This is a genomic window from Acetobacter sp. ESL1128, from assembly GCF_058505085.1.
The window spans coordinates 979,663-999,539 of sequence record NZ_CP196369.1 but is presented as its reverse complement, the minus strand read 5'-3'; the positions used below and the strand labels follow the sequence as shown (position 1 = coordinate 999,539).

Annotated in this window: 17 protein-coding genes; 8 read left to right on the top strand and 9 right to left on the bottom strand. The window is 60.0% G+C overall.

Features of this window, described 5'->3' with window-relative positions; translation table 11 throughout:
- Window positions 1-14 precede the first annotated feature (14 nt).
- Window positions 15-1,943, bottom strand: a complete 1,929-nt coding sequence (locus tag ACSYTG_RS04670) for a tetratricopeptide repeat protein (protein ID WP_489782998.1) — start codon at window positions 1,941-1,943, stop codon at window positions 15-17.
- 102 nt (window positions 1,944-2,045) lie between these two features.
- Here ACSYTG_RS04670 and ACSYTG_RS04665 point away from each other — a divergent pair, with 102 nt between their 5' ends.
- The 6 genes from ACSYTG_RS04665 (at window position 2,046) to ACSYTG_RS04640 (ending at window position 9,941) form a co-directional block, all read left to right on the top strand.
- Window positions 2,046-3,551 (top strand): carboxypeptidase M32, encoded by a 1,506-nt coding sequence (locus tag ACSYTG_RS04665; RefSeq protein ID WP_489782999.1) that lies wholly within the window; start codon window positions 2,046-2,048, stop codon window positions 3,549-3,551.
- 126 nt (window positions 3,552-3,677) lie between these two features.
- Complete coding sequence (locus ACSYTG_RS04660) at window positions 3,678-4,829, top strand: L-dopachrome tautomerase-related protein (RefSeq protein WP_489783000.1); 1,152 nt, start codon at window positions 3,678-3,680, stop codon at window positions 4,827-4,829.
- A 64-nt stretch (window positions 4,830-4,893) separates the two neighbouring features.
- Window positions 4,894-6,294, top strand: a complete 1,401-nt coding sequence (gene thrC / locus ACSYTG_RS04655) for a threonine synthase (protein WP_086645454.1) — start codon at window positions 4,894-4,896, stop codon at window positions 6,292-6,294.
- A gap of 66 nt (window positions 6,295-6,360) precedes the next feature.
- Complete coding sequence (locus ACSYTG_RS04650) at window positions 6,361-7,626, top strand: M16 family metallopeptidase (RefSeq protein WP_086645455.1); 1,266 nt, start codon at window positions 6,361-6,363, stop codon at window positions 7,624-7,626.
- On the top strand, window positions 7,623-8,963 hold the full coding sequence (locus tag ACSYTG_RS04645; protein WP_489783001.1) for a TldD/PmbA family protein: 1,341 nt from the start codon (window positions 7,623-7,625) through the stop codon (window positions 8,961-8,963). Before ACSYTG_RS04650 ends, ACSYTG_RS04645 begins: the two co-directional genes overlap by 4 nt.
- 24 nt (window positions 8,964-8,987) lie before the next feature.
- Window positions 8,988-9,941 carry a Tim44 domain-containing protein gene (locus ACSYTG_RS04640; protein ID WP_489783002.1) on the top strand — a complete coding sequence of 318 codons (954 nt, stop codon included), beginning with the start codon at window positions 8,988-8,990 and terminating at the stop codon, window positions 9,939-9,941.
- A gap of 119 nt (window positions 9,942-10,060) precedes the next feature.
- Here the strand turns inward: ACSYTG_RS04640 and ACSYTG_RS04635 are convergent, their stop codons facing one another.
- The 8 genes from ACSYTG_RS04635 to ACSYTG_RS04600 all read right to left on the bottom strand — a co-directional run bounded on the left by ACSYTG_RS04635 (window position 10,061) and on the right by ACSYTG_RS04600 (window position 17,502).
- Window positions 10,061-10,198 (bottom strand): hypothetical protein, encoded by a 138-nt coding sequence (locus ACSYTG_RS04635; protein ID WP_415437751.1) that lies wholly within the window; start codon window positions 10,196-10,198, stop codon window positions 10,061-10,063.
- Entirely contained in the window at window positions 10,195-11,160 is a 966-nt protein-coding gene (locus ACSYTG_RS04630; RefSeq protein ID WP_086645458.1) for a heme o synthase, read from the bottom strand. The genes ACSYTG_RS04635 and ACSYTG_RS04630 overlap by 4 nt, the downstream gene beginning before the upstream one ends.
- A complete protein-coding gene (locus ACSYTG_RS04625) occupies window positions 11,157-12,422 on the bottom strand; it encodes a heme-copper oxidase family protein (protein WP_415420467.1) in 1,266 nt (421 codons plus the stop codon). Before ACSYTG_RS04625 ends, ACSYTG_RS04630 begins: the two co-directional genes overlap by 4 nt.
- A 153-nt stretch (window positions 12,423-12,575) precedes the next feature.
- Window positions 12,576-13,271: a class I SAM-dependent methyltransferase gene (locus tag ACSYTG_RS04620; protein WP_086645670.1), complete on the bottom strand. Its 696-nt coding sequence runs from the start codon at window positions 13,269-13,271 to the stop codon at window positions 12,576-12,578.
- A 135-nt stretch (window positions 13,272-13,406) separates the two neighbouring features.
- Window positions 13,407-14,402, bottom strand: coding sequence for a glutathione synthase (gene gshB / locus ACSYTG_RS04615; RefSeq protein ID WP_165925422.1), 996 nt, complete (start codon window positions 14,400-14,402; stop codon window positions 13,407-13,409).
- A gap of 81 nt (window positions 14,403-14,483) precedes the next feature.
- A complete protein-coding gene (locus ACSYTG_RS04610; RefSeq protein WP_489783003.1) occupies window positions 14,484-15,953 on the bottom strand; it encodes an ArnT family glycosyltransferase in 1,470 nt (489 codons plus the stop codon).
- 2 nt (window positions 15,954-15,955) lie between these two features.
- The gene (locus tag ACSYTG_RS04605; RefSeq protein ID WP_489783004.1) at window positions 15,956-17,077 is read right to left on the bottom strand and encodes a glycosyltransferase; all 1,122 of its coding nucleotides are present in this window, start codon (window positions 17,075-17,077) and stop codon (window positions 15,956-15,958) included.
- Window positions 17,077-17,502, bottom strand: coding sequence for an Lrp/AsnC family transcriptional regulator (locus tag ACSYTG_RS04600; RefSeq protein ID WP_233129058.1), 426 nt, complete (start codon window positions 17,500-17,502; stop codon window positions 17,077-17,079). Before ACSYTG_RS04600 ends, ACSYTG_RS04605 begins: the two co-directional genes overlap by 1 nt.
- A 263-nt stretch (window positions 17,503-17,765) precedes the next feature.
- Between ACSYTG_RS04600 and trxB the strand changes: the two genes are divergently transcribed.
- Window positions 17,766-18,719 (top strand): thioredoxin-disulfide reductase, encoded by a 954-nt coding sequence (gene trxB, locus ACSYTG_RS04595; protein ID WP_278740964.1) that lies wholly within the window; start codon window positions 17,766-17,768, stop codon window positions 18,717-18,719.
- A gap of 103 nt (window positions 18,720-18,822) precedes the next feature.
- Window positions 18,823-19,704, top strand: coding sequence for a LysR family transcriptional regulator (locus ACSYTG_RS04590; RefSeq protein WP_095349392.1), 882 nt, complete (start codon window positions 18,823-18,825; stop codon window positions 19,702-19,704).
- The last annotated feature ends 173 nt before the right edge of the window (window positions 19,705-19,877 follow it).

Sequence of the window (19,877 nt, the reverse complement as noted above, 5' to 3'; positions counted from 1 at the left end):
CCTGCATCATAAAGCTACAATTTGTGGGAGCAACCGCCCTGCTCTTTGCATAGCACTGCCTGCTCCAGCCAGTGTGTGGCCGTTGCAAGCGGGTGGTGCCAACTGGGAACATCCCCCTCCGGGGCAGGCTGCCGGACAATCCGGACCGAAGGGTACCACACGCTGCGCTCCAGCGCACCGGGGGAAACCGTGCCCCCTGCGGAAGGGGTAGAGGCCGCTGCCCAGCGCCAGTCCCCTGCATACCGGTTCAGCAACAGGGTGGGTTTACCCAGCAACCCCGCCAGATGAACAATCATGGTGTCCACACTCACAACCACATCCAGCCCGGCTATGAGCCGGGCCGTGGCCAGCAGATCCCCCGCTGGCAGGGGGCTGAGTGGTAGCGGCACATCCTCCAGCCGCGAACAGGGCTGCAAAGCCTGAAAACTCACGCCTTTTACAGCAGACAGCCCGCCCAGCAGGGCCGGAGCAAGAGAGCGCCTGCGGTCAAACTGATAGCTGGGGTTACCCGACCAGCACAGCCCCACCTGCAACCCCTCCCCCACACATAGCGGAACTGGCCCTGCAAAACATGCAAGGTCAGGCTGCCAGGCAAAAGGGCTTGCCACCCCAAGCTTTTGGGGCAGGCTTAACAAGCTGCAACATGCCTCCGCATGGCTTGCCTGTTCCGGCAGACAAAGCTGCACACGCCCACCCCATTGGGGGAGCAGGCGACGCACAAGCGCGTGCATACTCTGGGGCACCAGCAGGCTAACCCGTGCCCTTTGGGCCGCCAGCCCCACATACCGCAGGAACTGCAAGGCATCGCCCAGCCCCTGCTCGGCATAGAGCAGCACGGCACCTGTTGTGGCGCGCCCATCCCACTGCGCCATGCTGGCTACACAATGTGGGGGTGCCAGCAGGTCCCGGCGTGCTTCAAACAGCGCCCACCCCTGCGCAAACTCCCCGACAGACAGGTAAAGGCCGGCAAGGTCCAGCGTTGCACGCGCCCGGTCCTGTAACGTGGTGGCCTGCTGCATGGCTTGTGTAAACAGGTCCCGCGCGGTTTGTGTATGGCCAAGGTCCATCAGCACCGTGCCATAATTAAGTGCTAGCCGGGCATCATCCGGGCGCTGCCTGTAGGCGGCTTCCAGCACTTGCCCGGCACTGTGCAACCGGCCCTGCGCCATAAGCACAAGCCCCAGATTTGTCAGGGTTTCCGCTACATCCGGGGCCAGCGCGGCTGACAGGCGCAGGGCCTGCTCTGCTCCCTCATAATCCCGTATGGCAAACAGGGCAGCCCCGTGATTTGCCAAAGCCTGCGGGTTATCCGGCATGGCCTGCGCCACATACCGGAAATGCGGTTCCGCCTCCCCCATGCGCCCGGCACGCTCAAGCAGCATGGCATGCAGGTTATGGGCGGCAACATCCTCCCCCGCCAGCCTTAGTGCCCGGGCGGACAGGCTGATTGCCTCCTCCACCCGCCCATGCCGGGCCAGAAAGGCCGCCAGCGCCATGTGCCGCGCTGGCTCCAGCGGGCGCAGGGTGCGTGCTTTTTTCAAGGCCTGCTCGGCCTCGGGCAGGCGACCTGCCTTTTCCAGTATCTGGCCCATGGCGTCATGCGCGCGGGGGTCTGCGGGCGTTGCAAGCACGGCCACATTGGCCGCCGCCCGCGCCTGCTCCACATGCCCCAGTTCCAGCAGGGCCAACCCCAGCGTGATATAAAAAAACGGCTCCCCCGCCAGCTCCACCGCCTTGCCCGCAAGGGCTACTGCGGCCGCTGCATTCCCCCCGGCACGGGCAATACAGGCCATGGCGTGCCAGCCCTGTGCATCCGCCGGGTTAAGGCGCAAATGCGCGCGCAAAAGGGATTCGGCCTGCTCGGCATCCCCCCGCGCCAGACAGGCCAGCGCCATATCCGCCGGCGCCAGCGGAGGGTCCTGATCCGTTTTTTTCCCGTTCACGCGGTCTGCCCCTTTAATTTTGCAGCCAAACCCGGCCTGAAAGGTGGATATGCCCGATCAGACACATTTTGTTTGCGGGCATGATGCTGTAGCATCCCCTGCATGAACAAAGCCTATCTTTCCCTCGAACGCCACTTTGCGCGCCTTTCCTCCCTCAATGATGCCCTTGGTATTTTGGGGTGGGACAAGGAAGTTATGATGCCATCGGGCGCTGCCGAACGCCGGGCGGACAATCTGGCCATGCTGGAAGGGCTGCGCCACGAAATCCTGACCGCTCCGGTTATGGCGGACCTGCTGGCCGAGGCCGATGCGGGGGATGATCCGTGGCGCGCTGCCAATCTGGAGCAGATGCGCAGGCAGCACACTCAGGCCACCGCCCTGCCGGGTGAGCTGGTGGAAGCCAGCGCACAGGCCACGGCACGGTGCGAAATGGCATGGCGTACCGCGCGTGAGGAAAGTGACTTTAAAAGCCTTGAGCCGCATCTGGCAGAAGTGCTGCGCCTGACCCGTGCAACCGCCGTAGCCACGGGCGAGGCCATGGGACTGACTGACTACGATGCCCTGCTCGACAGTTTTGACCCCGGCACCCGGCAGGCGGACATTGACCCTGTTTTTACGTCTCTGGCCGCAGAACTGCCTGAACTGATTGGCTCCGTGCTGGAACAGCAGGCCAGCCTGCCAGCCCTTCAGCCCCCCGCAGGTCCATTCCCCATTGCACGGCAGGAAGCTCTGGGCCGCCGCCTGATGCACCATATGGGGTTTGACGTAACACGCGGCAGACTGGACGTAAGCGCGCACCCGTTCTGCGGTGGTGCGACCCACGACGTACGCCTGACCACCCGCTACGTGGAGGCGGATTTTATTCCCGCCATGATGGGTGTGCTGCACGAAACAGGCCATGCCCTGTATGAAATGGGGCTCCCGACCGAATGGGCCAGCCAGCCTGTGGGCCAGTCCGGCGGCATGACCCTGCATGAAAGCCAGTCCCTGCTGATGGAAATGCAGTTCTGCCGTTCCCTCACCTTTGCAAACTGGCTGGCTCCGCAGGTGCGCAACAGTTTTGGCGTGGCGGACAACACCCCCGGATGGGACGCAGCCAGCCTGCACCGGCACCTGACGCATGTTGAACCCGGCTTTATTCGGGTGGATGCGGATGAGGTCACATATCCCGCCCATATTCTGGTCCGCTACGAGCTGGAAAAAGCCCTGATCTCGGGCGATCTGGCACTGGCCGACCTGCCCGGAGCGTTTAATGACCGCCTGCACGCCCTGCTGGGCCTGCGCGTGCCAGATGACCGGCGCGGCTGTTTGCAGGATATTCACTGGCCTGCGGGGCTGTTCGGCTACTTCCCCTGCTATGCCCTTGGTGCCATGACCGCGGCCCAGTTGCGCAACGCGGCCTGCAAAGCCAACCCGGCCATTCTGCCCGCCATTGGTCAGGGGGATTTTGCCCCCCTGCTGGCATGGCTGCGCCAGAATGTTCATGGCCGCGCGCGCAGTGCCAGCATGCCCCGGATCATACAGGATGCCACCGGCAAACCGCTGGACGCCACGGCCTACCTGACCCATATCCGCCGCCGTTACCTTGAGCGCGCCCCCGATGCGTAAAAGGCAGCGTACCACACCCACAACAAACCGGCCCTGCACACAAGGCGTTTGTAAGGCCCGCCTGTGGGGCGGAAACTCCTGCCCACGTTTTTTGCCTGACTCTCCACCAACCGGGTGCCCGCGCGCATGACTGTTCTTATCCCCCGCTCTTACGCCCCCAATCGCCGCGCGGCTTTTGGCCTGCTGGCAGCGTTGTTTGCTCTCCCGCTGGCCAATGCCCCGGCATGGGCGCTGCACATGCCCAAGGTTGCGGAACTGCCTGCCAGTGCGCTCCAGCCCTTCATGCAGTCCAGCAGCCAGATATGGGATGCAGTGCTCCCCCTGCCTGACGGGCGCATGCTGCTGGAAGCCCCGGCATGGGTTGGCAACACCGGCCCGCAGCTTTTTGTGCGGGACACAAACGGGCAACTGGCCGCATGGCCCAATGCTGCATGGAACGCGCCCGAAGGGGATGCACAAACCCGGTTTGTAGCCCTTGGCGGGCTGACCAGAACCGCAGACGGCCACATATGGATGCTCGACAGCGGCGTGACAAACCGCAAGAACCCGCCCGTAGCCGCCCCCAAACTGGTGGAAATTGACCCTGGCACCAACACCGTACTCCGCACGGTACCCGTACAGGCCAGCGCCTTGCGACCGGGGAGTATTCTGTCGGGCATTGCCGTGCATGGCACTACGGCTTACGTGCCCGATTCAGGCGTTGCGGGCCTGCTGGTCATTGATATTGCCACCGCCACAGCCCGGCGCTTTCTGGACCACCACCCCGACCTTATTGCCAGCCGCCCGATTGTAACGCCCACCGGCCCGGTGCGGGACAACACAGGCCGATACGCAGCCGTGGATGCCAGCATGGTTGCGGTCAGCCCCGATGGCACGTGGATTGTGCTTCAGGCTCCGGGGCAATACCTCTCCCGCGTGTCCACCGCCATTTTTACCGACCCCGACATAACCCCCGCCGCGTTTGAGGAAAGCGTGACACAATGGTTCAAAACCCCATCGCTTGGCGGCATGACCATTGATAATGACGGCACGCTTTACTGGGCCGACATCACAACATCGAGCATTCTCAGCTACACCACCGGGCGGGTGCCACGCAGGCTGATAACCGACCCGCGCCTGCAATGGCCGACCACACCGGGGCTGGACGGGCACGGGCACCTGTATGTTTCCGCCAGCCAGCTCAACCACAGCACGGCTTTTGGCGCGCCCTCGGCCACCATTACATGGCCGATCACCATTTACGAGCTGACCCTGCCCACAACACCCCCGCCGGGCTAGGCACTGCCGAAATTATCGTACAAGCCACTTCGCGGCATCCGTCATTCAGGATATAAACGCCCTCATGCGCTACATTTCCACACGCGGGAATGCTCCCGTTCTTTCTTTTTCCGATGTCCTGCTGAGTGGCCTTGCCGAAGATGGCGGGCTGTATCTGCCACAGACATGGCCCGAATTCTCGCTAGCCGAGTGGCAGGCCATGCGTGCCCTGCCCTACCCGGAGCTGGCAGCCCGTATTCTGGCCCGTTTTACCGGCTCCGATATTGACGAAGACACGCTCAAAACCCTGTGCGCCAAAGCCTATGCCGGTTTTGACCACCCCGCCATTGTGCCGCTGACACAGGTGGAGGACGGGCTGTTCGTGCAGGAACTGTTCCACGGCCCGACCCTTGCCTTCAAGGACATGGCCATGCAGGTGCTTGGCCAGCTTTTTGAGCATGTTCTGACCCAGCGTAACGAGCACGTCACCATTGTCGGTGCCACCTCGGGGGATACGGGCTCCGCTGCCATTGAAGCCTGCCGGGGCCGCAAGCGCCTGTCCGTGATCATCCTGCACCCCAAGGGCCGCACATCGGAAGTGCAGCGCAGGCAGATGACCACCGTGCGTGAACCCAACGTGACCAACCTTGCGGTTGAAGGCACGTTTGATGATTGTCAGGATCTTGTAAAAAGCCTGTTTGCGGATATTCCCTTCCGCCGGGAGATGCACCTTTCTGCCGTCAATTCCATCAACTGGGCGCGTATTGCCGCGCAAATCCCGTACTATGTGCATGCCGCACTTGCTCTGGGCGCGCCGGAGCGTGAAGTCTCCTTTGCCGTGCCCACGGGCAACTTCGGCAATATTCTGGCAGCATGGGCTGCGCGCAAGATGGGCCTGCCCATCCGCCAGCTTTGCGTCGGCTCCAACCGGAACGACATTCTAACCCGCTTCCTCAACGCCAATGACATGACCATCAAAGGGGTGGTGCCCAGCCTCTCCCCCTCCATGGACATTCAGGTTTCCTCCAACTTCGAACGCCTGCTGTTTGAACTGCTCGGGCGGGATGCCCCGGCCTGCGCCCGGATCATGACCGGCTTCCGCAGCACGGGGCATATGGACGTACCGGCCGAAGTCTGGGAGAACGCCCGCACCCTGTTCTCTGGTCTGGCGCTGGATGATGCCCAGACCGAGGCCGAGATCCGCACCCTGCACCAGCGGTCCAGCTATATGGCCGACCCGCACTCCGCCATTGGTATTGCCGCTGGCCGCCGCTTCCGCCAGCCGGGTATTCCCATGGTGGCCGAAGCCACGGCACACCCGGCCAAGTTCCCCGACGCCATGGTGGCCGCAACGGGTATTCACCCCGCGCTCCCTGTGCATCTGGCGGACCTGTTCGAGCGGGAGGAACGTTACCGCACGGTCCCCGCGACCGAAGGCGCGATCAAGGATGCAGTCCGCGCGGCGGTTCTTTCCAACGCAGGCTAAGTAAAACACACCCTCCCCCATTGCAGGGCTGCCCACGCGGCAGCCCTGCTGTTTTTCAGGACAAGAATGACAGACCCCATCCAGCTCACCCGCCTGCCCTCCGGCCTGACCGTTGTGACCGAACGCATGGACCGTGTGGAAACCGTTTCCTTCGGAGCCTATATTTCCGCTGGCACCCGGAACGAAACCGCGGCGGAAAATGGCGTATCCCATTTTCTGGAACACATGGCCTTCAAAGGCACGACCAGCCGCTCTGCCCTGCGCATTGCCGAAGAGATTGAAAATGTGGGCGGGCATATCAACGCCTATACCGCCCGCGAGCAGACGGTTTTTTACGTCAAGCTTCTCAAGGAAAATCTTGGGCTGGGGATCGACATTATTGGCGATATTCTCACCCACTCCACGTTTGATGCCGCCGAGCTTGAACGCGAGCGGGGCGTGATCTTGCAAGAAATCGGTCAGGCGAACGATACGCCGGATGACGTTGTTTTTGATCATTTTCAGGAAACCGCTTTTCCCAACCAGCCCATGGGGCGCCCCATTCTGGGCACCGAGGCGCTGATCAAGGGTATGCAGCGCGACACACTTACCTCGTATATGCGCACGCACTACAACCCTGCGAACATGATTGTGGCCGCTGCTGGCAATCTGGAGCATCAGGCTGTTGTTGCGCAGGTTGAGCAGCATTTTGCCCACCTGCCCACAACCAAGGCCCCAGCCATGGAGGCCGCACACTACGCCGGGGGCGAGTTCCGCCAGATCAAGGAGCTGGATCAGGCGCATATTGTGCTTGGCTTCCCCTCCACCGGGTACCATGACCCCGACTATTACGCAGCCCTGCTGCTTTCCACCCTGCTGGGTGGGGGCATGTCCTCACGTCTTTTTCAGGAAATCCGGGAAAAACGCGGGCTGGTATATTCGGTCTATTCCTTTAACGCCCCGTTTGAAGGGGGCGGCGTGTTTGGCATTTATGCCGGCACGGGGGAAAAGGAATGCGCAGAGCTTATTCCCGTAACACTGGAAGAGCTGCGCAAAGTCCAGCTGGAAGTGAGCATGGACGAGCTGGTGCGTGCCCGCGCGCAGCTTAAATCCTCCCTGCTCATGTCGCTCGAAAGCACGGGCAGCCGGTGCGAGCAGATTGCACGGCAACTCCAGATTTTTGGCCGCGTCATCCCCACGCATGAAACGGTCGCCAAGATCGAGGCCGTCACGCGGGAGGACATCTGCCGTGCGGCAGCCCGCATTTTTGCCGGAACGCCAACACTTGCAGCCCTTGGCCCCATCGGCCACATTCCTTCCCTGCAAAGCATCAAGGAGACACTGGCAGCATGACGCAACAGCCCCTCGACCTTATTGCCGATCTGGTTAAGCTTGCCCGCACCAGTGGTGCGGATGCCGCCGATGCCGTTTTTGTCAGCAGTACCGCTGTAGGCGCTGGTGTGCGCAATGGCGTGACAGAAGAACTGGAACGCTCGGAAACAACCGATCTGGGGTTGAGGGTTTTTGTTGGCAACAAAAACGCCATTGTCTCCACCACAACTCCGGACCGGGCCAAGTTTGGCGCGCTGGTCGAGCAGGCTCTGGCCATGGCCCGCGTGCTCCCCGATGACCAGTACGCAGGCCTTGCGCCCAACGCCATGCAAGGCACATTCCAGACCAATGCTCTGGAACTGGCAGACCCGGCCGAGCCCGATACAGCCGCCCTGCTCGCACGCGCTCAGGCGGGGGAAGAAGCCGCACTGGCCATAAAAGGCGTGACCAACAGCGCGGGTAGCAGTGCGTCCTGGGGGCGCACCGACATTACTCTGGCAACCTCCGCCGGGTTTGCGGGCACTTACAGCCGCACCAGCCATTCCAACTCCGTCTGTGTTCTGGCAGGTGCGGGGGATGGCATGCAGCGTGATTACGACTACCACGGCACAGTCTGGCTGCATGACCTGAAGGACGCGGCAGAACTTGGCCGCAATGCCGGGCAAAAAGCAGTTGCACGCCTGAACCCGAGCCGCCCCAAAACGGGGCGCTACCCTGTTGTGTTTGATCCACGGGTTGCTGGCAGCTTTCTGGGGCATTTTGTGGGGGCCATTACGGGTACCACCATTGCCCGTGGCACATCCTTCCTTAAAGACAAAATGGGGCAGGCCATTTTTGCCAGCTCGGTTGGCATTACCGATGACCCGACCCGCATAAAAGGCCTGCGCTCCCGCCCGTTTGACGGAGAGGGCATGGCCGTCGCCCCGCTCTCGCTCGTACAGGGTGGCGTTTTGCAAACCTGGGTGCTGGACAGCCGGAGCGCGCGCCAGCTTGGCCTGCAAAGCAATGCCCGCGCAGCCCGCGGCACGGCCAGCCCGCCCGGTCCCTCAGCAAGCAACCTGTTCTTTGAACCCGGTCATCTTTCCCCCTCAGCCCTGATGGCCGACATTCGGGAAGGGCTGTACATTACGGAAATGATGGGCTCCTCCATTAACGGCCTGACCGGGGATTACAGCCGTGGTGCCTCGGGCTTCATGATCCGTGATGGCCAGATAGCCGAGCCCGTAGCGGGCTTTACCCTTGCGGGGAATCTGCTGGAAATTTTTGCTTCCATCACATTAGCGGATGATCTGGTATTCCGTTTTGGCACCGACGCCCCCACATTACGCACAGATGTCCTGAATACTGCCGGGGCATAACTGTTAGCCGGAGACCAAAAACCCGTGAAATCACGTCTGCTGCGATCGACCCTTCATGCATTGCTGGCTGCCAGCCTGCTGGCCGGACCCTTGGCCATACAGGCCGATGCACGGCCCGGTCAGGGTGGGTCCATGGGGAGCCGTGGCAGCCGCACATGGAGCGCGCCCCCTGTTACGCGCACAACGCCGTACAGCACCGCTCCCATGGACCGCTCCATTACGCCGCGCACTGCGCCCACCCCCGGCTATGGCGCACCGCAAATGGGTGCTCCCTTTGCCCGCCCCATGGGCTACCCCAACCGCCACCCGTTCCTGACCGGTCTGGCCGGTGGTTTTCTGGGAGCCGGGCTGTTTGGTATGTTGAGCGGCCATGGCTTTATGGGTGGGATGCACGGCTTCTTCAGCTTTCTGGGGCTTCTGGTCCAGATCGGGCTGGTGGTTATGCTCATCCTGTGGCTGATCCGCCGGTTCGGGCGTTCCAGCCAGGGCACTAACGGGTTTGGCATGTCCTCCCCCCGCGGTATGCCCGGCGCAGCACCTGCCTCCCCCACGCCATCCGCAGGAGGGGCACCCGTGCAGATTACCACGGCGGATTACCAGTCCTTCCAGCAAACGCTGATGGATATTCAGAGTGCGTGGAACCAGCAGAACATTCCGGCCATGCAGCAGATGGCCACGCCGGAAATGGTCTCCTACTTCAATGAGCAGCTGGCAACTCTGGCCAGTCAGGGTGCCCGCAACGTTGTCTCGGATGTGCGCTTCCTTCAGGGGGATCTGGCCGAAGCATGGCGTGAGAACAACATGGATTACGCAAGTGTAGCCATGCGTTACAGCCTGATCGACCTGACAACCAACGCCACCGGTCAGGTGATTGATGGCAGCTCCACCACCCCCGTAACCATTACCGAGGTCTGGACATTTGTCCGTCCCTCCCGCGGGGGGCGCTGGCTGCTTTCGGCCATTCAGCAGGCCCGCTAAACCTCGGGCCAAACTGTAGCTACAATAGAAAACCCCGCCTTCCGTTATGGAGGGCGGGGTTTTTATGTGCGTTCACTACAAAAAATACCGGTAATGGCCCATGCCGGGCATGGCTGGCATTACGGGTGGAACAATGTCAGCCCAAACATAATGCCAGCCAGAACAAGCATGAACACCAGCATGCTCCGTACCCGCTGGCTCTGCCGCTTCTGCCGTTCAAGCTGTTCTGGGCTCTGGTCCATTGGGAGAGTGGTCATGCTGAGTGCATCCATATCTGAAAGAAGTGGTCACCAAGAAGGCCACAGAACAGAAAGAACAGATAAGCTAGAGAAAACCGGAACGAGATCCGCGCAGCCTTATCCCCCTTCTGGCTGACGCCGTTTTCGTCCTGCGGTTCCAGAAGCACGCGCACAGCACAGGCAACAAACCCAAGCCCCAGCACCACGGCAGTCACCGTGTAGATCAGCCCGCTCTGCCCCACAAAGGACGGGATAAGCGAAACAGCGAGCAGCACCAGTGTGTAGGAGAATATCTGCCACCGTGTATGACGCATGCCACGCACAACCGGCAGCATGGGAATACCCGCGCGCCCGTAATCCTTGCAGGCGTACAACGCCAAAGACCAGAAATGCGGCGGTGTCCAGAAGAACACAATACCGAACATGACCACCGGCATAAGTGCCATATGGCCCGTAGCAGCCGCCCAGCCGATCATGGGGGGGAAGGCACCCGCTGCCCCACCAATAACAATGTTCTGCGGCGTGGAGCGTTTGAGCCACATGGTGTAAATAACGGAATAGAAGAAGATGGAAAACGCCAGAATAGCGGCAGCCAGTGTATTGGTTGCAATCCACATAAGGCAGACGGACAGGCAGGAAAGACCTACCCCGTAAGCCAGAGCCTCGTTCTGGGGAATACGCCCTGAGGGTACCGGCCGTGTAATGGTCCGCTGCATGACCGCGTCAATATCCCGGTCGTACCACATGTTAATGGCCCCGGCAGCGCCCGAGGCCAGACAGATGCAGAATATGGTAACCAACCCCACAAACGGGTCAAGGTGCCCGGGTGCCATGAACATACCCGCAGCACCCGTAAACACAACCAGTGAAATAACCCGGGGCTTGAGCAAAGCCAGCCAGTCACGCGCCTGCGTACCAACCTGCTCCGTTTTAAAACGTGGCCGTCTGGCCTGCGGCTGGGAAAGACTGGCTTCGCTCATAGGGCAGACCCTCCGGCAGCGCTGGCTGCCACATTTGCATGACCAGTAACCACTGGAATATCACGCTGGAAGCTGATCACTGCTGCCAGCACAAACACCAGTGCGGCCATGCCAAACAGGGCACAACCCAGCACCTGCATGCCAGAAACAAACAGGCAAAGCGTTGCAGCCGCCGTTAACACAAAGTGCAGGCGAGCCAGCTTTTGTGGGTACCAGAACCCACAGGCCTCACCCCGCCAGAGGTAAAAACCACCGCAAACGGCATAAAGCGCGCCAAGCTGCAAAGCCGGGTGCAAGCCTGTGCCCTGCACAAGCTGGACAACCCAGCCACCGGCCACAACAGCCAGAAAACCCATGCCCCACAGCAGCGGCGTACGCAACGAAACCCGTGCCTTCCAGGTACCTGCAAGCCACAGACCGGCAAGGCACACGGCGGAGAGGGAGCACAACGCCAGCAGGCTGTTGCCAACCATTTGCGCCGTCTGGCTATCGGCTCCATGCGCCAGACTGCTTTTGGCCCATGCCACAACGCCCGAAGCCGCAGTAGCCGCCATAATATAGGCAACAGGGCGTGTTTTAACCTGCCCGATGCGGGCGGCCATTTCAAACACGATCCCGAACCCGGCCAGCAGGACAATCAACCCGATGGGGGCTGCAAAATACTCAGCGCCGATTACAGGGTTGGTCGCAGGCCACAGCCATGTCCGCAGCGTAGAAGCCGCAAAAACCGGAACACTCAGCAACAGCACGGCAGCAGACAGCATTTCCCCCCACACGAAGGGGGAGAAAGACGTCTGTTCCAGACTATCTGCGCAGCTGTCAAAAATAGTGCTCAACAGGACCATGGCGGACATAAGCGCGCCCAGTGACCACAGAATATGGGCAATACGTGCATCGGGCAGAGTGCAGGTCAGCACCGCAGCCAGAGCAAACACCCCAACGGCTGCCAGATTAAGCCGCCCCAGCAGCATGCTCCCCCGCCCAAGGGCACGAGGCAGCCAGAGCGTGCCAAAACCACTAACCAGTGCGGGAACAACAACATACAGGAGCATCAGGGCCGGATGGGCCTGTGCAAGCCTGCCCCACAGCCCGGTTGCAGGCAACATGCCCATACCTGCCAGAACGGAAACACCGCCCCCAACAAGAGCGGCAGAAGCAGCAAGTAGCAGATACGCTGTTCCGGCGGCGGCATCCTGCCGTTGGCTGGCAGTTTTACCCACCGGAGCCGAATACTGGTGAGACAGGCTGTGAGCGGAGATCATGCTCCATGTTCCATATTCTGTGCAGGCCCGTAATGGAGAACAGTAAACCCGCTAGACAAAAAACGACCATATTCTAGTGTTTTATGGCACAAAAGCGTTCTGCCAAGCCACGCATGTCTAGCGCCCCAGCCAAAACTGGAGCGCACATGTTTATTAATCCGGCAGATTTTCCAGAGTAACCAGCGTGAAAAGGCCAAAAGGCCGCACTGGCTGAATAGTCGCCCGCGCGATGTCTGCCTGCGGGAGAAGCGATTCCATGGCAAAATCGGGGTGCCAGCCAAGCGAGTGGGAAGCGCGCGCCATAGCGTGTTCCACTGCGCCGCGAATACCACCGGGGGCCAGAAAATGGTTGATGAACAGGATATGCCCGCCCGGACGGACAACACGCTTGAGTTCGCACAGCAGCTTGCGCGGGTGCGGCACAACGGATGCAACAAACATGGCAACGGCTGCATCGAACGAGTTGTCTTCGAACGTGGTGTCCTCTGCATCCATTTCCAGCAGGGCCGTCACATTGCTCAGGTTATCGCGTTTGACGCGTTCGCGCGCTTTGGCCAGCATGTCGGTTGAAAGGTCGATGCCGGTAATGACCTTGCTGCGGTTGTAATGCGGGAGCGCAAGCCCGGTCCCCACACCCACTTCCAGCACATCCTTGCCGGGCAGGGCATTGATCGTGTTGACCGCCTTGAGGCGACCGAAACGCGAAATACCGCCGAATCCCAGATCATAGACATTGGCCCAACGCCGATAGGCCTGTTTGACGGCCTCCGCATCAAGCGCAGAACGCGAGGGAGGGGGTACGGGGCTTTCCCCTCCGCTGGAGGGGTATTCTTGGAGAACGTCACTCATGTTCTCTCTCTGCCCGCTGGCGGACATTTCTTCAAGAGCCACTATACTCTCTTCCTTCCTGCTTGCAGCACACACCACAAAAGTACCCTTGTGTGGCAGCCCGGCATGATACCGCCCAACAGGGTCTGACTGCTTTTATTGGACAGACAACTTACGTTCAATACAATCCCATATGCTGGCGGCACCATTCGTGCCATCAAACCGTTCCAGCTCCTGCAAACCGGTGGGGGATGTCACATTGATTTCCGTCAGATACTGCCCAATAACATCAATGCCTACAAAAATCAGGCCATGTTCTTTAAGAAACGGTCCGATTGCCTCACAAATCTCGCGATCACGGGCACTCAGTTCCACTTTGCAGGCCACGCCCCCCACATGCATGTTGGAGCGGTGGTCATCCCCCGATGGCACGCGGTTGATCGCACCAATCGGCTGACCATCCACCAGAATAATGCGTTTGTCCCCTGCGGTTACGGCGGGTTCGTACCGCTGGATCATGAGAGGTTCGCGCGAGCGGGCAAAGTGCATTTCCAGCAGGGCGTTCAGGTTCTGGTCATCTGCTTTAATACGGAAAACGCCACTCCCGCCGTTACCAAACAGGGGTTTGACAATTATGTCCTTCCATTTGGCGCGGAATGCCCGAATCTGCTCGATGTCCCATGTCACCAGTGTTGGCGGCATCAGCTCGGGAAAATGCGTGACCAGCAGTTTTTCCGGGCTGTCACGCACCCAGCGCGGGTCATTGACCACGAGTGCGCGGTCGGGACCAACGCCGTGGATATGGTCCAGCATATGCGTGGCGGTAATATAAGCCATGTCAAACGGTGGGTCCTGACGCATGAGCACCACATCCATCGTACGCAGTGAGCGGCGTTCGGCATCACCAAACGTAGCGTGCCGCCCTTTTTCCCGCCGCACGGTAACCGGGCGCATTAGGGCCGTGACATCGGTACGGGTTGCGCCACGCGCTTCGTGTACACCTTCATCCAGAGCCATGGACCCCACTTCGTACACAAACAGGCTATGCCCGCGTGCCTGAGCTTCGAGCATCAGGGCAAAGGTTGAATCCCCATCAATATTAACATGCTCAAGTGGGTCCATCTGGACCGCCACAAGCCGTGGAGAAGCCATAAACTCGGGTTCCTGTTTCTGCTGGCGAAGCGATTGCCTGCCATCCTGCCTTTTTTCACATCAACACGCAAACGCCGCCTGCTAGCGCGCATTGCCAGAAAGCAAAGCAGCATCACGCATAAGACCCGGCACCGCACAGCGCAGCCTTACATGGAAGATGGAATACGTATCTGCCACCACACCCCGGCGCGCGCGCACCTGCTCTGGCAATGCGTCCAGCACCTCAAAAAAACGGGTATCTGGTGGACCCTGCCGCCGGTGGCTGAGAACAAGGTAGGCCTGCGCCCCACATGCAGGTCGGGGGAGCGCAAATAGCGCCCAGCGTGGTTCAACCCCGGCAACCACCCGCTCCGGCGCATAAAACGCCAGCTCGGACGCCAGACCATATTCATCCGCAACAAGCGGGAACCCCTGCGGCACCTGCGCTGAGACAGCGCGCGCAAAAGCGGGCCACCCCCCAACCTGCCGCAAGGTGACATCCAGATGAGGAGGCAGGCGCAGCGGCATGAATGCCGCCTGCACACAAACGATACCCGTAAGCCCCAACCCCAGAAAACCTGCCACCTTCCACCACGGCCAGAGCACCCATGCAGCAGCAAGCGCCAAGGCAGGGTACAGCATGACTGGCCAGTTAGCCTGCACCCGCGCACCCAGTGCATGCTGCACAAACACGGCCACGGGCAGCATGATCATGCACAGCAGCAATACGGAAAAACTATCCCGCCGCCGCCAGAGCAGCCAGACACCACCTGCAAAAAACAGAAAAACCAGCGGGCTTGCCAGCCCAACCTGCCCGCCCAGCAACTCGCCCATAAAGCCAAGCGCACGTGTGGGGTTCCAGTCCCCCAACCGTCCGCCCTGCTTGAAAAAGCTGACCCAGCCATGCTGCGCATTCCACCAGACTACCGGAACAACGCAGACAGCCGCCACGCACGCGCCCACAAACGGCCACGGCGTACGCAGCCATGCCCTGCCCACTTTGGTAGCAAGCAGCCACACGACAAGCCCGCCCAGCGGGAGCAGCATGGTGTATTTACTCTCAAACCCCAGCCCGGCTGCCAGCCCTACAACCAGCCACATCCAGTTCTGTCGCCCTAAACAGGCATGCACCAAACCCCAGAGCATCAGTGCTATGCACAGAAGCAAAGGAGTGTCTGGGGTCATGACCAGAGTGCCAAGCCCGATGCCCAGAGTACCATTCAGCAAAACACCTGCACGAATAGCCCCTGTGCGGGCCTGCTCCGGCACAAGCTGGGTGCGCAACCAGCAGGACGCGGCCTGAACAACCAGCACCGTGCCCAAACAGGCGGAAAGTGGTCCCATAAGGCGCACACCTAAAGGAGTGTCGCCTACAAGGAACATGCCCACACGCGCCCAAACGGCCACCATGGGTGGGTGGTCCAGGTACCCCCCGGCTGGGGCCAGCGCCCATATGCGGTAATAAGCCTCATCCGGTGCAAGCGGGATGTACGCGGCCAGCACAAGGCGCAAAACGGTAACAAGGCCCAGCCCCCACGCCCAGTATCCGTACTGTGCCAGACCGCCGCGCAAGATTACCGGGTTCTCCAGACAATTGTGGAGGACATGGCATAATTCCAGACTACGGCCAGCACGGCCCCAGCCAGACTGGCCTCATTCACCCTGTAGCTTTGCGCATACATCAGATGTGCCACACCCACATCGGCCAGCGCTCCTACGGAACAGACCAGCATAAACAGGACCAGCCCCCACACACAGCGCCTGCCGTGCAGACGCCGGTCCCGATAGGTGAAGTTATTATCCAGCGAAAAATTCACAACCATGGCGGCAACGGTACCAATGGCCTGCGCGGTGGAAAAATGCACTCCGCACAGCCAGACCAGATGCATAACCCCCAGATTGGCGACAATCCCCGCCAGCCCCACGGCGCAGAAGGCCACAAAGCGCAAAGGCACCAACCCGCGTGAGACTTTTTCAACCAGAAGAGCGGCAAACTGGAGCATGACCACGGCATCCAGCTTGCTCTCCCCCGCCACACGGGGTTTGAAGCCACAATCTATCTCACGCACAGTAAGTGGCTTTTTGGATGAAAGCAGCAGATCAAGCAGGATTTTAAACCCGGCCCCCGACAGATGCGGCGCAATGGCCACAAACGTATCCCGGCGCAAAGCAAAAAAACCACTCATGGGGTCTGTCAGCCTGACCGGCAAAAACCGCTGCGCCAGCCATATTCCGCTATCCGACAAGGCATGCCGCCACGCATTGGCCAGCCCCGCATTGCTACCGCCTGCCACATGGCGGCTGCCAACGGCAATATCGCATGCACCCGTGGATACAGCGTCTATCAGGGCGATCAGGCGGCTTTCATCATGCTGCAGGTCACCATCCATGATGGCGACAACCTGCGCGGAGGAGGACAGAACCCCTTCTATCACCGCGGAGGAAAGCCCCCTGCGGCCAATACGGCAGATGCCACGCACATAGCTTTTGTGCCTTGCCTGCGCGCATATTGTTGCTGTTGTGCCATCGGGTGAATTGTCATCGACAAAAATCACTTCCCAACGGCGGCCCGCCATAACGGATTCCAGCATGGCAACAAGGGGTGCCACGTTGGCGGCTTCATTATAACACGGTACAATAATGCTGATTTGGGGACCACCTGCCATACCGCCCTCGGGCGCATCCGTGGCTGGCATTACTCCGCGGTTCCTTCCCGCGGGCCGGGCAATGGCACACCCTTGCGTTCCAGACTGGTGCGGATGGTCTGCAATGTCTGCACCCGAATAACGTGTGCGGCTTCGGTCAACTGCCGGGTCAGTGCGTTCTCATGCGCTGCGTCACGCGCGATCAGGCGAACCAGAAAATCCCCCCCACCGCGAATCATGTGGCATTCACGCACTTCCGGCCATTCGGCAAGCTGGCGTTCAAAGGCGGAGAGCACGGTTTCTTTCTGGCTATCCAGGCCGATCAGCGCAAAAAAGATGATTGGCCAGCCAAGGGCCGTTGCATCCGGCTGGGCGTGATAACCACGGATAACGCCTTCCTCCTCCAGCCGCCGAACACGACGGAGGCAGGGAGGAGCGGAAATACCAACACGCCGCGCCAGTTCGACATTGGTCATGCGACCGTCATCCTGCAATTCAGCTACGATACGAAGATCAACAGCGTCCAGATCCGTCACCTTATCCGACCTATCCTGTGCAAGATGCCACTCCCATGAAGAGTGGGGAGTATATGCCACGCTCCCCGCCATGCCGCAAACTGATCTCTCAACACTTGCTCAACGCCAAGTCACCCGTCATATCCTTTTGTCCAACACATTTTGGACCATGCTTGCGCGGCACAACTGCACCCGCACTTCTTGCTTTGGGGAACTCTTCTGGCATGACTGAGACCATCACAACCGACCTGCTTGTTATTGGCGCAGGCCCCGCAGGCTACACGGCAGCCATTTACGCTGCCCGCGCCAACCTCTCCCCCGTTCTGGTGGCTGGCCTGCAACCCGGCGGGCAGCTGACCATTACAACGGATGTAGAAAACTACCCCGGCTTTGCCAAAGCCGTGCAGGGCCCGTGGCTGATGGAACAGATGGCCGAGCAGGCCCTGAATGTTGGCACCCGCATTGAATACGACATTATTACAGAGGTGGACTTCAGCACGGGTTCCCCCTTCCGGCTGGTTGGGGATTCCGGCACCGTCTATAATGCCAAAGCCATTATTGTTGCGACAGGTGCCCAGGCACGCTGGCTTGGCCTGCCAAGCGAAAAACGCCTGCAAGGCGGTGGTGTTTCCGCCTGCGCCACCTGCGATGGCTTTTTCTACCGGGGTAAAAAGGTGGCTGTGGTCGGTGGTGGCAATACCGCAGTGGAAGAAGCTCTGTACCTGACCCACCACGCAGCCCACGTGACCCTGATCCACCGCCGCGACTCCCTGCGGGCTGAAAAAATCCTGCAGGACCGGTTGTTCAGCCACCCCAAGATTTCGGTCATCTGGGATAGCGAGGTGGAAGATATTCTCTCCACCGGAACGCCAGAAGTGGTCAGTGCCGTGCGCCTGCGCAACTTGAAGGACCAGAGCGAAACCACGCTGGAAATTGATGGCCTGTTCATTGCCATTGGCCATGCCCCCACCACCGGGATTTTCAAGGGCCAGCTCGCGCTCGATACCGAAGGGTATATTCAGACCACCCCCGGAACGACCCGCACATCTGTCCCCGGTATATTTGCCGCGGGCGATGTACAGGACAAAATATACCGTCAGGCTGTTACAGCCGCAGGCACCGGCTGCATGGCAGCGCTGGACGCGGAACGGTATTTGGCAGAACTGCCCAAAACGTAACGCTGCCCATACCTTGACCACGTGCAGTAATTACTGCACGTAGTAACTTTGAAAGCATGGTATTGTGCTTTTGTAATTTCAGTCAATTTAGCAGGAGGCGTGCGTGGACTGGGACAAACTCCGGGTTTTCCATGCCGTAGCGGAAGCCGGTTCCTTTACCCACGCGGGGGATGTGCTTAACCTAAGCCAGTCTGCCGTATCCAGACAGATTTCTGCTCTGGAAGATGTTCTTCAGGTACCCCTATTCCACCGCCATGCGCGTGGATTGATCCTGACTGAGCAAGGGGAAACCTTGCATAAAACAGTGCGGGAGGTGTTCTCCAAGCTGGAGATGACACAGACCTTGCTGACGGAGAGCAAGGAAAAAGCCGCAGGCCGCCTACGGGTTACAACCACAACAGGCTTTGGTAACTGCTGGCTTATGCCACGACTCCATAAGTTTATGGAAGCCAATCCCGAAATTGATATCTGCCTTATTCTGGAAGATAACGATCTGGACCTTGGCATGCGTGAAGCGGATGTGGCCGTACGAATGCACGCCCCCCGCCAGCCGGACCTGATCCAGCGGCATCTGGCGGACTTCAACCTGCCCATTTTTGCCGCACCACAGTATATTGAACGCCACGGCATGCCTTCCAGCCTGGAAGACATTAAAAACCACCAACTGGTTCTGTTCGGTGAGCACCACCCCCCGGTTGCCCATATCAACTGGCTGGCCGAAGCCGGGCAGGTCAGCAGCCACGCTCGCCCTGCGCGGCTGGAGGTCAACAGCATGGCAGCCATGGCCTCCGCCATTGCCGCCGGGCTGGGTATTGGGTCCATTCCGTCTTACGCCGCAAGCAAGTTCCCTGATCTGGTGCAGATCCTGCCGGAAATTACGACCCCAACGGTGGACGCCTATTTTGTCTATCCTGAGGAATTGCGCAGCTCCAAGCGTGTTGCCGTGTTCCGTGATTTTCTGATGAGCGAACTCGGTATTCGTTAAGACTGAATACACGGTTTTTAAAAATCCCGGCCTTTCCTCCATACGGAAAGCCGGGATTTTTTTGTTCCAAAATCAACCGCACCTATAAAGCGTTACAGATATTCCAAAAACGCAGTCCTTATTCTCAAGAGGACAATACTAAATAGGAATACTGTCTTTTCTACCGTCCGCTC

What these genes read in the sequence shown, in the direction of transcription:
- ACSYTG_RS04665 (WP_489782999.1), top strand. Translation starts at nt 2,046, where the DNA reads ATGAACAAAGCCTATCTTTCCCTCGAACGCCACTTTGCGCGCCTTTCC.
- ACSYTG_RS04660 (WP_489783000.1), top strand. Translation starts at nt 3,678, where the DNA reads ATGACTGTTCTTATCCCCCGCTCTTACGCCCCCAATCGCCGCGCGGCT.
- thrC (WP_086645454.1), top strand. Translation starts at nt 4,894, where the DNA reads ATGCGCTACATTTCCACACGCGGGAATGCTCCCGTTCTTTCTTTTTCC.
- ACSYTG_RS04650 (WP_086645455.1), top strand. Translation starts at nt 6,361, where the DNA reads ATGACAGACCCCATCCAGCTCACCCGCCTGCCCTCCGGCCTGACCGTT.
- ACSYTG_RS04645 (WP_489783001.1), top strand. Translation starts at nt 7,623, where the DNA reads ATGACGCAACAGCCCCTCGACCTTATTGCCGATCTGGTTAAGCTTGCC.
- ACSYTG_RS04635 (WP_415437751.1), bottom strand. Translation starts at nt 10,198, where the DNA reads ATGACCACTCTCCCAATGGACCAGAGCCCAGAACAGCTTGAACGGCAG.
- ACSYTG_RS04630 (WP_086645458.1), bottom strand. Translation starts at nt 11,160, where the DNA reads ATGAGCGAAGCCAGTCTTTCCCAGCCGCAGGCCAGACGGCCACGTTTT.
- ACSYTG_RS04625 (WP_415420467.1), bottom strand. Translation starts at nt 12,422, where the DNA reads ATGATCTCCGCTCACAGCCTGTCTCACCAGTATTCGGCTCCGGTGGGT.
- ACSYTG_RS04620 (WP_086645670.1), bottom strand. Translation starts at nt 13,271, where the DNA reads ATGAGTGACGTTCTCCAAGAATACCCCTCCAGCGGAGGGGAAAGCCCC.
- gshB (WP_165925422.1), bottom strand. Translation starts at nt 14,402, where the DNA reads ATGGCTTCTCCACGGCTTGTGGCGGTCCAGATGGACCCACTTGAGCAT.
- ACSYTG_RS04605 (WP_489783004.1), bottom strand. Translation starts at nt 17,077, where the DNA reads ATGCCAGCCACGGATGCGCCCGAGGGCGGTATGGCAGGTGGTCCCCAA.
- ACSYTG_RS04600 (WP_233129058.1), bottom strand. Translation starts at nt 17,502, where the DNA reads ATGACCAATGTCGAACTGGCGCGGCGTGTTGGTATTTCCGCTCCTCCC.
- trxB (WP_278740964.1), top strand. Translation starts at nt 17,766, where the DNA reads ATGACTGAGACCATCACAACCGACCTGCTTGTTATTGGCGCAGGCCCC.